General features: G+C 37.5%; 9 protein-coding genes. 3 read left to right on the top strand and 6 right to left on the bottom strand.

Translation table 11 applies throughout. From position 1 onward, the window contains the following. Positions 1–24: 24 nt before the first annotated feature. On the bottom strand, positions 25–918 hold the full coding sequence (locus ACTJJF_RS15925) for an SMP-30/gluconolactonase/LRE family protein (RefSeq protein ID WP_440700268.1): 894 nt from the start codon (positions 916–918) through the stop codon (positions 25–27). 245 nt (positions 919–1,163) lie between these two features. Here ACTJJF_RS15925 and ccoG point away from each other — a divergent pair, with 245 nt between their 5' ends. Beyond that, positions 1,164–2,606, top strand: coding sequence for a cytochrome c oxidase accessory protein CcoG (gene ccoG / locus ACTJJF_RS15920; protein ID WP_440700267.1), 1,443 nt, complete (start codon positions 1,164–1,166; stop codon positions 2,604–2,606). Positions 2,607–2,668: 62 nt separating this feature from the next. Here the strand turns inward: ccoG and ACTJJF_RS15915 are convergent, their stop codons facing one another. The 4 genes from ACTJJF_RS15915 to ACTJJF_RS15900 form a co-directional block, all read right to left on the bottom strand. Next, positions 2,669–3,553 carry an AraC family transcriptional regulator gene (locus tag ACTJJF_RS15915; protein WP_440700266.1) on the bottom strand — a complete coding sequence of 295 codons (885 nt, stop codon included), beginning with the start codon at positions 3,551–3,553 and terminating at the stop codon, positions 2,669–2,671. Positions 3,554–3,684: 131 nt separating this feature from the next. Beyond that, the gene (locus ACTJJF_RS15910; RefSeq protein ID WP_440700265.1) at positions 3,685–6,354 is read right to left on the bottom strand and encodes a reprolysin-like metallopeptidase; all 2,670 of its coding nucleotides are present in this window, start codon (positions 6,352–6,354) and stop codon (positions 3,685–3,687) included. A 314-nt stretch (positions 6,355–6,668) separates the two neighbouring features. Next, positions 6,669–9,341: a reprolysin-like metallopeptidase gene (locus ACTJJF_RS15905; protein ID WP_440700264.1), complete on the bottom strand. Its 2,673-nt coding sequence runs from the start codon at positions 9,339–9,341 to the stop codon at positions 6,669–6,671. Between the two features lie 256 nt (positions 9,342–9,597). Continuing rightward, complete coding sequence (locus tag ACTJJF_RS15900; protein WP_440700263.1) at positions 9,598–10,149, bottom strand: hypothetical protein; 552 nt, start codon at positions 10,147–10,149, stop codon at positions 9,598–9,600. Positions 10,150–10,329: 180 nt separating this feature from the next. On the opposite strand from ACTJJF_RS15900, the gene ACTJJF_RS15895 reads away from it, so the two are divergent. Together ACTJJF_RS15895 and ACTJJF_RS15890 are read left to right on the top strand one after the other, a co-directional pair. After that, on the top strand, positions 10,330–10,674 hold the full coding sequence (locus tag ACTJJF_RS15895) for a MerR family transcriptional regulator (RefSeq protein WP_312299749.1): 345 nt from the start codon (positions 10,330–10,332) through the stop codon (positions 10,672–10,674). Positions 10,675–10,833: 159 nt separating this feature from the next. Beyond that, positions 10,834–12,117, top strand: a complete 1,284-nt coding sequence (locus ACTJJF_RS15890) for a hypothetical protein (RefSeq protein WP_440700262.1) — start codon at positions 10,834–10,836, stop codon at positions 12,115–12,117. Positions 12,118–12,256: 139 nt separating this feature from the next. On the opposite strand, the gene ACTJJF_RS15885 is transcribed toward ACTJJF_RS15890, so the two are convergent. After that, positions 12,257–13,483, bottom strand: a complete 1,227-nt coding sequence (locus ACTJJF_RS15885; protein WP_440700261.1) for a YncE family protein — start codon at positions 13,481–13,483, stop codon at positions 12,257–12,259. Between the last annotated feature and the right edge of the window lie 21 nt (positions 13,484–13,504).

Here is a 13,504-nt window from a genome sequence, read left to right as displayed (position 1 = left end):
ATGCTCCTCGCAATGACACAAAAATTATTTTATCCCTCTCACTCTCGTTGGGAAAATATACACCGATTTTGAGGCTGTGATAAATAAAACATCATTATTTTCTCCTCCAAACGTCACATTGGAGGTCCATTTTTCAGGAATGGGGATGTGATAGATTTTCTTTCCGGAACGGTTGAAAACATGTACACCGTCTCCGGTTAAGTAAAGATTACCATGTTTATCCAGTATCATTCCGTCAGAACCCATTTCACAGAACAATTTTTTCTCTGATAATTTCCCTTCTTCTAAAATATCATACACATACGTTTTCCCGGCATCAATGTCGGAAACATATAATTTTTTCAGCGTCTCACTTCCTGCAATTCCGTTCGGCTGTGTAAAGGTATCCAGTTTGGAAATTTTCCCGTCCTTACTCCTGTAGTAGAGACTTTTATGAGGTAGCTCCTGCTTAAAATTCACCCAATAATCTCTTTCATACAGAGGATCTGTAAAATACATTCCGCCAAAAGCATCATTCCATACATCATTCGGGCCGTTTAATCTTTTCCCTTCAAATCCCTTCAGCAGGACTTCCACTTTTTTATCTTTTGATATTTTCCAGATTTCTCCCTGATCATCGGAGCACGTGACCAGATACCCGTCTTTATCGAAATGGGTACCGTTGGCCCTTCCCGTTTTATCCAGAAACATAATGACCTTATTGCTTTTCCAGTCCCAGTAATAAATTTTATCATTAGGCTGATCGGTAAAATAAACATTCCCTTCCCTATCTGCTGACGGCCCTTCTGTAAAGCTAAACTGATCCGAAATTTTCTCCGGCTTCACACCTTCATAAAACATTTTACTACTATTTACTGATTGACAGTTTACCAATGCGAAAACCAAACCAATCATTCCTATTTTACAGATATTCTTCATACTTCATTTTTAGAACTGCAATTTACGATATGACTGATCGGTTTCAAAAATATTTTCTCATTTTGATATCATATTATTCAAAACACAAATGTCCCAATTGTCCTATTTTGGAAGTAGATACTATTAGTACGTGATCTATATAATCCGGAGCTTTGCAGTAACAGGATTGATCACTTTTTTTCTATCAAAAAACAAGATTGGTCCGGATGAAAAACAGTATTAAAATATCTTTATAGCATACGATAATGAGTGTAGAGTCCAATAATATCAAATCTTTAGAACTTGAAAATGAAGATTTCAGAAATTCAGTAGGAACAATGGATGAAACCGGGAAAAGAAAATGGATTTTCCCCAGAAAGCCCAAAGGGAAATATACCAATTACAGGAATTACACCAGCTATTTTCTTCTTGCATTATTTTTCGGATTGCCTTTCGTAAAAATCAACAACAATCCATTTTTACTTATCAATGTTATAGACAGAAGATTCTTTATTCTGGGCCAGCCCTTTTATCTTCAGGATTTCTTCATCCTAGCTTTAGGAGCGGTGACTTCCGTGATTTTCGTCATGCTGTTTACCGTGGTTTTCGGAAGAATATTCTGCGGGTGGCTATGTCCTCAGACTCTTTTTATGGAAATGGTTTTCCGTAAAATTGAATACTGGATTGAAGGTGACCGGAATAAACAGATGAAGCTTGACAGACAGGAATGGGATTCTGAAAAAATAAGAAAAAGACTCACAAAATGGTCCGTATTTATCCTTATTTCTATGATTATCTCTACTTTCATGTTTATGTATATCGTAGGCTACGAACAGGTTTTCCGGATTATGATTGAAGGACCTTCAGAACATCCTTTAAAATTCATCACAATGATCTTTTTCACGATGACTTTTTATTTTGTTTTTGCCTGGCTCCGTGAGCAGGTATGTACACTGGTTTGCCCATACGGAAGGCTTCAGGGAGTATTAATTGATAAACAGACGATCAACGTATATTACGATTTTAAAAGAGGAGAAGGCCGCTCAAAATGGAGAAATAATGAAGACAGAAAAGCAGCCGGGAAAGGAGATTGTATAGATTGTAATCAATGCGTTGTAGTCTGTCCTACGGGAATTGACATCAGAAACGGACAGCAATTGGAATGCGTCAACTGTACTGCATGTATTGATGCCTGTGATGAAATCATGGATAAAGTTGGCCTGCCTAAAGGACTTATCCGCTATGCCACAGAGTCAGAAATTGAAAACCGTGAGAAGTTTAAATTTACATCGAGAATGAAGGCAACCACGGTTATTTTAGCTCTACTAATCGGATTTCTTGGATTTTTAATGTATGACCGTGGTTCTATGGAAGCAAAGTTTATCAAACCTGCCGGATCTACATTCTTCATTAAAAACGGTAAGATCACCAATACATTTATTTATACTTTACTGAATAAATCGAACGAGAAAAAAACACTGACCATTAAGGTAATCACTCCGGATCATGCAGAAATCACCTATTTCGGAAATGAAAAAATCATTCTGAAGGGTGATGAAATCCTGAAAGGAAACATCAATATCACTTTCCCTGAAGAAGATATTAAACTATCCAAACAAAATATGGTGATTGGAGTTTTTGATGAAAACGGAAAACTGGTAGATTCATTTGAAACTACTTTTGAAGGACCGTTTAAACTGGTTTTGTAGATGACAGAATCAGGTGATGGATTGCAGATGAAAAGGAATTGGATTAATTATACTCAAACCCATTAAGCCTTATATTTCCTCATAAACTGAGTAGGGGTCATTCCGGAACTTTTCCGGAAGACTCTTACAAAGTAGGAATACTCTTCATAGCCTAATCTGAAAGCAATCTCCACCAGACTTTCATCCAGATACATCAACATTCGTTTGGCTTCCAGCACTATTCTTTCAGTAATGACCTCTGTAGCTGTTTTCTGAACAACCGTCTGCACGATCCTATTCAGATGCTTTGATGAGATCCCCAGTAAAGAAGCATAATAAGCAATGGATTTCTGTTCGGCAAAATGCAATTCGATCAGATTTTCAAAATCCTGATAATGTTTAAAATACGAAAGACCGGCAGAGGAAGCCATCGTATCAAAATCTTTTGAAAAAAGCCGGGTGGCATTGATAAAGATCTGAGACATCAGGGAAAGGATAAGACCATCCTTCATGATATTATTCTTAGACAGATGCTCTTTTCCCAATTCCTGGAACAGACTGATATTTTTCTTCAGTTCAGAAGGACTTAACTGAAGTTGTCTCGGAAAGGATACTGACCCGAAAAAAGGGAAATTTCTCAGTTTCTGATTGACATAATGCATTTCATAAAATTCCTGCGAACAGAAAAAAATATATCCTTCTATATCTTCGGAAAGTTCCCAGCTGTGGATCTGCCCGGGCGACAGAAAAAAAAGACTTCCTTCTGAAACCTCATATTTCTGGAAATCGATCTCGTGCACTCCTCTACCTCCGGTAAAAAGAACGGCAGCATAAAAATCATGCCTATGAGGCTTTTCTATATGCCGATGCCCTACTACCAGATGATTTTTCATCGTATTAAAATAAAAATCCGAAGTATTTTTACCTGCCTGAAAAAGTTCGATATGAAGAACGGAGATTGAATTCATCACCTGTATATTTTAGCAAAACAATAATATCATCTGATCCGTAAGAGCCTCATCTTAAGGATTGACAAATTTAGGCAAAAAAAGGACCGGTAAATACCGATCCTTTATATCTGAAAAAATAATAGGCTCTACTATTTGATAACCAGTTTAGTATTGTAGATTCCTTTGGAAGAATTGATGCTGATCACATACACACCCTTCGGTACATTCACATTCAACGCTTTGGTATCATTACCTTCAGCCTTATAAGCAGAAGAGTACACCAATCTTCCGCTGGCGTCAAGCATTGTTACTTTAATATCTCCTTTTACGTTTCTTGATTTGATAAAGAAATTACCGTCACTTGGATTAGGATAGACTTTAATATCATCTGCTATTGGAGAAACAGTTTCTTTAGTTCCTAATACCTGTGTTTCTCTGGTACATACTTCAAGAGACCAGGCAGTAACCATTCCGGCACTACCGGCATTATTATCTGTTGCAAAAAGCTTCCATTCTCCTTGCGCTGTATGCCCTTTAAATATACCTAAAGATTCATATGATTTAGCATCTCCCTGAACCGGAGAGGCACAGGTAGCAGCCACCCCTGAATCGCTGAAAGAAGCTGTAATTCCAGAGCTGTTGGAACAACTTCGGTTCCAGAACAAGGCAGAAGATCCTACCGGACTTTCAATTCCTACAGCCAATTGGCTTACATTGGGATGTGTAATGGAAGGAGTTACTTTTATTCTGGTAATGGTTCCGGTATTATTAACCATTAAAGGGATTGTTATGCGGGGAGCAGATATACCTCCTCCTCCGGGACCATCTGTAATAGGCACGGCAGCTCCGTTATAAGTATAGGTATTACAGTTTTCACCCGTCACAGTATAGTCAATAACAAAACTTGGGCTTACTGCATAATAGATATTATCTGCCGCTTCAATCAGGATATAGGCATTGGCTGAAGTGGAACCAGCAGGTATAGTGATCTGTTCACTACCATCATTCGGAGTATTGGCCACTATTGTTGTAAAGGTTTGCCCACCATCCTTAGAGAATTTAATGTTTACATTGGCTGTATTCACCGGAGCAGCATTGGTACCGGCAACATCCCATGTTACATTTACAGTTCCTCCTGAGTTTAACGACTGTCCAAATACAGGCGCAGTCACCTGGAAAGGTCCCGATGCTGCATCCACCGTTACCGTCATTGCATCCTTCGAAACCTGTGGCTGCAGCGGGTTATTGTTTCTTACGGTAACTGCAAAATTAAGACCTCTTGCTATACTTGAAACCGCTTCCCAACGGGTAGAGAGTACTCCGGCCAGTACTTTATTAAAATCCGGAAAATATCTTACCAATGAATTTACCGGTGCAAATGATCTGAAAGTAGGGCCTGTTGGTTTTGCAGGATAAGCAGCAGAAATATCACCTGCTCCGATCTGAGCTGCCGCAGCCTGGTCTGTCTGCTCCCAAACATAGGTATAGGCAGCATTCGCAACATCTGTAGTGGTAGCTTTTAAAACAAAGGGTGTGGATTTAGGAATTGTATAATCTAATCCTGCATTAATATTTGGAGCAGCATCTGCAAAAGGAGTGTTTACACCACAGGTAAGGCTATTCAGTTTATTCCTGATTTGAGTGATACTGTTGGTATGGTAATAATCGTTGGAATTAAACTGTACATCTGACAATGTAGTGATTCCCGTATATGCCATAATGGTACTTCCACTTCCCGGTTCTACTTTCTGATCTGCCTGTGAAGACCTGTATGTATAAGAATGTCCTGCTCCCAGCTGATGTCCCATTTCATGAGCTACATAATCTATGTCAAATTTATCACCTTCCGGAAAGTTGTGGGCAGTCCATCCTGCTCCTTTTGAATTATTATTACAGATAACGCCTACCCCAGCAGATCCGTTGCCTCCTTTTCTATCAATGAGATGTCCCATATCGTAGTTCTCGGCTGCAATTCTTGCGGATATCTGAGCATGGGCTTCGTTCGGGCCACCATTGGTATAAGGGTCTGATGCAGCATCCAGGAAGATAAGAATATCATTATCAGCAATAAGGTTAAAATGGAAAGAAAGATCTTTCTCAAAAACACCATTAAGCCGGGTAAGGCTGGCATTCATGGCCGCTAAAACCACAGCTTTCTTTTGTACATCTGTAGCTGTAGCAGGTGTACCGGCAGCTGTCAGATGATATTGTGCATATTCTCCGGTACAGGATAATGCAAGTCTGAATATATTAAATCCTGCTAATTTTTTATTGGCAACATTGTTTTTTTCACCATTATTTTTTTCTGCTTCATCGATAACAGAACATTCAAAAGGTTCTTTGCCCTGCTCTCTTCTTGCATTGGAATCAAATACAGCATAAACAGTTCTGTCTTCTGTGTAAGGTTCGATAAATTCGGATATCCCTGAGCGGGTAATCATAGAAGAAAATCCTACCGGAGACAAACTGAACCTTAAATAGACCGTTGGGTCTTCCAATGCAGTTCCTACATAGGATTTGATCTCGGGATACCTTGCCTGCAGCTCAGGCGCCATATTTGAAAATTCCCACACCCGGAACTTTTCTAAACTTCCGTTTGCTGTAGGAAGTGAAATGATAACTCCTTTTCCGTTTGAAAAGCGTGCCGGAGCATCTTTTAAATTTTGTCTGAGCTGATCCGCATTTAACGAATAAAGTCCTGAAAATTCTAATTTTTCCTGTGATTCTTTAACTTTCTGAGACCGGAGCTCAGTTCTTGACCACTGCGAGAATCCTAAAAAGGGAACCAGCAGGGATAAAATAAGTAAGTAGTGTTTCATAATAAACGTGATTTTAAGTAGTGCTAATTTAATAAAACCACATCAATCCAACTAATAAAACAACAGTAAATCAATGAAATACATGAAAATAATTAACAAAAACCAATACTAATTTAAAATATCAACAACAAAAACAAACTTATATTAATTATTATATCAAATAATAAATTATATAGAAAAATAATAACAATTTCAAAAATAACATGCTTATTTTTTCGTTCTCTCGTCGTAAACTTCTTTCATTTCAGATTTAAGAGTAAGCAAAAAGGACCGGTAAATACCGATCCTTTGTAACTGAAAAATAATATGCTGTATTATTTGATAATAAGTTTAGTATTGTAGAGTCCTTTAGAAGAGTCAATGCTGATCACATACACTCCTTTCGGTACATTCACATTGAATGACTTGGTATCATTACCTTCAGTTTTATAGGCAGAAGAGTACACTAATCTTCCACTGGCATCAAGCATACTTACTTTAACGTCTCCTTTTATATTTCTGGACTTGATAAAGAAGTTTCCGTCACTTGGATTAGGATAGATTTTAATATCATCTGCTATTGGGGAAGAGGTTTCTTTGGTCCCTAACGCCTGGGTCTCTCTGGTACATACTTCAAGTGACCATCCGGTAATATTTCCTACACTTCCCGGATTGTTATCTGAAGCGAATAATTTCCATTCTCCCTGTGCTTTATGACCTTTAAAAATAGCTAAACTTTCATATGATTTAACATCTCCCTGAATTGGTGAAGCACATACAACAGCAGATCCGGCATCACTGAATGCAGCGGTAATTCCAGAGCTGGTATTACAGCTTCTGTTCCAGAATAAAGCTGAAGTTCCAACAGGGCTTTCTATACCTAAAGATAAATGTCTTACATTCGGATGGGTGACAACCGGCGTAACTTTAATTTTAGTAATGGTTCCGGAATTATTGACCATTAAAGGAATTTTCACAACAGGTGAAGAGATATCACTTCCACCAGGGCCATCTTTAACAGGTACAGGATCTCCACTATAAGTATAGGTATTACAGTTTTCGCCTGTCACAGTATAGTCAATAACAAAGCTTGGGCTTACTGCATAGTAAATATTCCCGACAGCCTCTATCATGATAAAAGCATTCGCTGAGGTAGATCCGGAAGGAATCGTAATCTGCTCACTACCATCATTAGGTGTATTGGCGGCAATAGTTGTGAACGTTTGTCCACCGTCAGTAGATAATTTGATGTTTACACTGGCAGTATTAACCGGAGCCTGATTGGTATTGGCTACATTCCAGGTAATATTTGCAGTTGCTCCCGAATTCAACGACTGCCCAAATATTGGTGCTGTTACTTCAAAAGGTCCCGCCCCGGCATTTACCGTTACAATCATTTCGTCTTTACTGGTCTGTGGAGCTAGCGGATTATTGCTTCTGGCAGTAAATGTAAAATTCATATTTCTTGCCACACTGGAAACTGATTCCCAACGTGTTGACAATACACCTGCCAGCACTTTATTAAAATCGGGCATATATCTTGTCGGGTTACTGCTGGGTGCTTTACTTCTAAAATTCGGCCCTGCCGGTTTAGTTGGATATGTTATACAATTTGCATCTGTTTCAGCATCGCCGGCAGCATTCATTTGTTCCCATGTATAGGTGTAAGATGCACTGTTGACATCATTTACTATTCCCTTTAATATATAAGGTGTAGATATCGGAATGGTATAATCAGCTCCTGCACTGATGCCTGGAGCAGGATCTGCAAAAGGGGTATTCACCCCACATGTAATGCTGTTAATCTTATTTTTGATCTCTGTGACATTAAAAGTATGGTAATAATCATTTGAATTGAACTGAACATCATAGTTCCCTCCAAGGATACCAGTATAAGCCATAATGGTAGTACCACTTCCGGGTTCTACTTCTGATGTTCCAGACCCATCAAGATAATAGGAAAATGTATGATTGGCCCCTAGCTGATGCCCCATTTCATGAGCAACATAATCGATATCAAAACTGTCACCTTCAGGAAAATTACATGAAGTATAGCCTCCTGCCTTATAAGTATTATTACAGATTACTCCCAAATTAGCAACCCCATTAGCATTTCTTTTGTCTAATAAATGTCCCATATCATAATCAGTAGCAGGAATATTAGCAGAAATAACAGTACGTGCTGAATTATTACTAAATGAAGTATAAGGATCACTTGCCGGATTCAGGAATATAATGACGTCATTATTAGCAATTAGATTAAAATGTAATGACAGATCTTTTTCAAAAACACTGTTCATTCTTGTTAAAGAAGCATTCATTGCTGCCAGAATCACTGCTTTTTTCTGTGCATCTGTTGCTGTTGCAGGGGTATTGGTAGCTGTCAGGTGATATTGTGCATATTCTCCGGTACAGGATAGTGCCATTCTGAATACATTAAAGCCTGCTGTCTTTTTATTAGCTGTATTGGAATTTTTTCCTGCTGCATTTTTCTCTATCTCATCTTTGGTACCACATTCAAACGGCTCTTTATCCTGTCCTCTTCTTGCATTGGAGTCAAATACGGCATAAACAGTTCTGTCTTCTGTGTAAGGTTCAATAAATTCGGATATCCCTGACCGGGTAATCATGGAAGAAAATCCTACCGGAGACAAACTGAATCTTAAATAAACAGTTGGATCTTCCAATGCTGTTCCTACGTAAGATCTGATTTCAGGATATCTGGCCTGCAGTTCAGGCGCCATATTTGAAAATTCCCATACCCGGAACTTTTCTAAACTTCCGTTGGCTGTAGGAAGAGAAATGATAACTCCTTTTCCGTTTGAAAAGCGTTCAGGAGCATCTTTTAAATTTTGTCTGAGTTGATCCGTATTCAACGAATAAAGTCCTGAAAATTCTAATTTTTCCTGTGATTCTTTAACTTTCTGAGACCGGAGCTCAGTTCTTGACCACTGCGAGAATCCTAAAAAGGGGACCAGCAGGGATAAAATAAATAAGTAGTGTTTCATAATAAAATGTGATTTTATATAGTGCTAATTTAGCAAAATAAAACCAATTTAATTAGGAAAAACGAAACGAAATAAATCAAAAATCAAAAATAAAACAAAAATTAATGTTAATAATTTAAAAAATTAATAAATAAACAGTCATTTATTAATCATTTATATAAAATCGCCGTTTATGTAGAAAAATATCAATAAGCCCAACAAACAATTATCAGGTCTTTACTTTTAATTTATAAACAAAAAGATATAAAGACAAGTTTTATTTACAACGTCTTTTCTTTTTCAATGGCATTTTTTCCGGGACATTACTGTTGAGTTTTTCAAAAGGTACTTTATCCTGTCCCCTTCTCGCATTGGAATCAAACACAGCATAGATGGTACGGTCTTCCGTATAGGGTTCAATAAATTCTGAGATCCCGGAGCGGGTGATCATGGAAGAAAATCCTATCGGGGACATGCTAAACGTCAGATAGGCAGTGGGATCTTCTACACCTGTTCCCACATACGATCTGATATCCGGATATTTAGCCTGCAGTTCAGGAGCCATATTTGAAGATTCCCATACCAGAAAATGTTCTGATTTTCCACTTGCAACAGGAAGCAATATGGTTATGCCTTTTTCTTTGGAAAAACGCAAAGGCGCATTCTTTAAGCTCTGTCTGAACTGATCGGCATCCAGCGTGTAAAGTGCTGCAAATTCCAGTTTTTCCTGTGACTGTTTTACCTTTTTAGACCCAAGCTCTGTTTTTGTCCATTGTGAAAACCCAGTAAAAGGAATCATCATTATTAAAAATAAGAAGTACTGTTTCATATCATTATAGTGTTTTGGAATTCACCAAGTTATTAAAAAAAATAATCTTTTTTATATTTTTAAGATATATTTGAATAGAATCTTCAGTAAGCTCCCAAACAAAAGTCATACCGCAGTTTTAAAGATATATTTGGTTCAGATTTTAAAAAATTTTTATCTTTGAAGTTTAGGAGCCGTAAAATGAAAATAAATTTACCTGATAAACTATACTATTCAATAGGAGAAGTCGCTAAAGCATTTGATGTAAACACTTCATTAATACGTTATTGGGAACAGGAATTTCCGATCATTAAGCCTAAAAAGAATAAAAAGGGAAACCGATATTTCACTCCGGAAGATATCAAGAATCTGCAAATGATCTATCATCTGGTGAAAGAAAAAGGCTATACTCTTGATGGAGCCCGTGTTGCCCTGACTACCAACAACAAGATTTCAGAAACTATTACCATTATCGACCGTCTTGAATTTGTAAAGGCAGAACTTTTAAAACTCAAAGAATCTCTGGGAGATAAAGAAGAAGAATAATCGCTCAGCTTCAATATTGTACTTTAATATCTTTAAATAATTCTATATTAAGATGATATAAGTATATTTTCAAAATAAATATACTCAATCTATATTGCAAAATTAACCATTTCTACACTCGTCATTGCGGCATATCGGTTTTATCCATATGTTTACTCTATGATGAGAAAAAATTATTACCATAAACTGGCCTGCATGGTCCTGCTTCTGATGGTCCTGTTAGCTTATCAAAGCTATACCAGCAGAGATAAAGAACCTTTTCCTGATGTGAAATTTATAGTGGCGGCTCATGTCTCTGCTAATCTGTCAGACTTTAACCCTAATACCCTGAACCATGTGCAATGGCAGAAACTGGGGTTCTCTGAAAAACAGGCATCCACTATTCTTAAATATAAAGATATTCTGGGAGGAAAGTTTGTTTCAAAAGAACAGCTGAAAAAGTGTTATGCAATTTCTGAAGAAAAGTTTGCAGCAATAGCGCCTTTTGTCTTACTTCCTGAAAACACACTGGATAATCCGGGTCAGCCATTTAAAAATTTCGAAAAGAGAAGTATTTCAGTGACCGGAAAATTTAATCCTGATCTTTATTCTGAACAGGATTGGGTGAAAATAGGTTTCAGTGAGAAACAGGCCGAAGCAATTTTAAAATATAAAAAATATCTGGGAGGAAGTTTTGTCAGTAAAGAAAAGTTTAAGGAGTGTTTTATTATTTCTTCTGACCATTACAGTAAGCTTGAACCTTATCTGCTTCTGCCGGTAAATACGCCCGCAGATTTCAAGAATTCATTCAGAAATTCTTCCTTCAAAGAGAAGATCCGATACTCTTATTTTGATCCTAATCTATTGGATAATGAAGGTTGGAGAGCTCTTGGATTTTCTGAAAAACAGGCAATCACGATTGTTAATTATCGTGACAGAATTTTAAAAGGAAGTTTTAAAAGCCCGGAAGATCTTCAAAAATGCTTCGTTATTTCTTCCGAAAAATTCCAGGAGCTTAAACCTTATATAAAAATAAATGCCATTCCGGACAGGAAACAGGAAATCAAACAGGAAAAGACGGATTTTTCAAAAACAAACCTCAATACAATTACTTTCAGACAGCTGCTGGAATTCGGTCTGGATGAAAAAAGTGCCGGGTCTATCATCGGATTCCGGAAAAAGCTTGGTGGTTTTGTCAATAAGCAACAGATTATGGATACCTACAATATTGATAAAGAACTGGTTCAAAAGCTGATCGCCATTGCACCACTAGATACAACGGATGTTCCTAAATACAGTTTGACAGAAGCACCTGAGGAATGGCTTAAAAACCATCCTTACTTTAAATATTCAGCGGATAAGATCATCTACTACAGGATCAGTAATCCTGACGACAGGAAAATCTGGAAGCTGTTAAAACTCAAGCCGGAATACGAGACAAGGATGAGGTGGTATGTGAAATAATGTATATAAAAAGAGATAAAGCATGCGAAGTAAATCCGGATTTAATGATGCTTTCTGTTAAAAAGAAACTCAATTAAAACATAAAAAACATCCCGGAACAGCAGATTCTACCTGGGATGTTTATATTTTAAGCTCTCTATTAATGGTGCATATAGCTGCTGGGACCATTCGTTCCTTCAATGGATTCCGGAAGTATTCCATATTTTGCACGTAAATCTACTGTACCTAAGGTTTTTCCTGTCTGAATTTCAATGACACTTATCGTTCCGGAGTTGAGATTAGGAAGATTTAACAAATTATTTTGCACAGCCACTACTTCTTTTCCTGATCTGGTTTTAAAGAATGCCATATGATGAGCTCCTTTATCTGCCGTAAAAGTTTTTAAAAGCTTTAGCTGAGGAAGATTACTGATATCAAAAACAAGCACTTTACCCGGGTCTGCGAAGCTTACATAGAGCTTGCTGTTATCATCAATATACATTTCAAGAGCCCAGCCCAAACCTTGTGTACTTCCGTCAAATATTTTGCTAAAGGCATCATATTTTTTAGTGACTGTATTATAGGGTGCAATCCAGATATCACCTCCAAGCATTGTTGTAGCAAGTGCAAATTGTGGGAATTTACCACGCAGCAACAAGACTTCAACAGGACTGGACAAATCTGCCGGTGAGTCTGCTACCTGATAAGTTTCTTTCAGTTCATAGGTATTCAGATCTATCAGAGTACAGGTATTTCCCATGCCGCTGGTAAGGTCCGGATGAATGGTTGAGGTTACCATCATAAGTCCTTTTTCCTCATTTATGGAAATACCGTGCGGATACATAATAAATTTATTCGGATTGGCTTCTATAGGTGCTTTGATCGTTTTGATAAGCTGATTATTATTGGCATTAAAAACGCCTACACTTCCATCTTTCAATCCTCCTGCCCCTCCCATAAAGGTCATAAAAAAGCGTCCATCATTGGTAAAAAATAGATTTTCCCCCACTGTATTTTCACCTGTATCAACAGGAGTAGCACTGATCAGTTTAGGCATTCCGTTTTTGTCTTCCTCTGCTTTGATCTGATAGAGATAATCCCCTCCTAAAGCAGTCGTATAGAGCTTTTTTGCATCTTTATTATAATAGATATGATGTGGTAAAACTCCGACGCCTAATTCAAGTTTGCTGATAATGCTGCCAAATCTAGGAGAATCAGGATCGAGATCGATGACAGCCATTCCGTCCGGTGCTCCGTTCAGGCTTCTATAGTCTATAAAAAAAGAAGTATTATAAGGATTTGTATGATTTTCACTTTCATTTTGACAATCAGTAAGTATTGCAAAAGCAGCAATAATAAGAATAAATGGTTTAAATTTTGTTTTCATGGTGTAAAATTTTCAGTTATT

The sequence above is a fragment of the Chryseobacterium sp. 22458 genome (assembly GCF_052044975.1).
Lineage (GTDB): Bacteria > Bacteroidota > Bacteroidia > Flavobacteriales > Weeksellaceae > Chryseobacterium.
Note: the sequence above shows the minus strand (reverse complement) of the source record. Positions and strands in the feature narration are given on the sequence as shown.

Coding starts and splice junctions, on each gene's coding strand:
- ACTJJF_RS15895 (WP_312299749.1), top strand. CDS start 10,330: ATGAAAATAAATTTACCTGATAAACTATACTATTCAATAGGAGAAGTC.
- ccoG (WP_440700267.1), top strand. CDS start 1,164: ATGAGTGTAGAGTCCAATAATATCAAATCTTTAGAACTTGAAAATGAA.
- ACTJJF_RS15915 (WP_440700266.1), bottom strand. CDS start 3,553: ATGAATTCAATCTCCGTTCTTCATATCGAACTTTTTCAGGCAGGTAAA.
- ACTJJF_RS15890 (WP_440700262.1), top strand. CDS start 10,834: ATGATGAGAAAAAATTATTACCATAAACTGGCCTGCATGGTCCTGCTT.
- ACTJJF_RS15925 (WP_440700268.1), bottom strand. CDS start 918: ATGAAGAATATCTGTAAAATAGGAATGATTGGTTTGGTTTTCGCATTG.
- ACTJJF_RS15900 (WP_440700263.1), bottom strand. CDS start 10,149: ATGAAACAGTACTTCTTATTTTTAATAATGATGATTCCTTTTACTGGG.
- ACTJJF_RS15885 (WP_440700261.1), bottom strand. CDS start 13,483: ATGAAAACAAAATTTAAACCATTTATTCTTATTATTGCTGCTTTTGCA.
- ACTJJF_RS15905 (WP_440700264.1), bottom strand. CDS start 9,341: ATGAAACACTACTTATTTATTTTATCCCTGCTGGTCCCCTTTTTAGGA.
- ACTJJF_RS15910 (WP_440700265.1), bottom strand. CDS start 6,354: ATGAAACACTACTTACTTATTTTATCCCTGCTGGTTCCCTTTTTAGGA.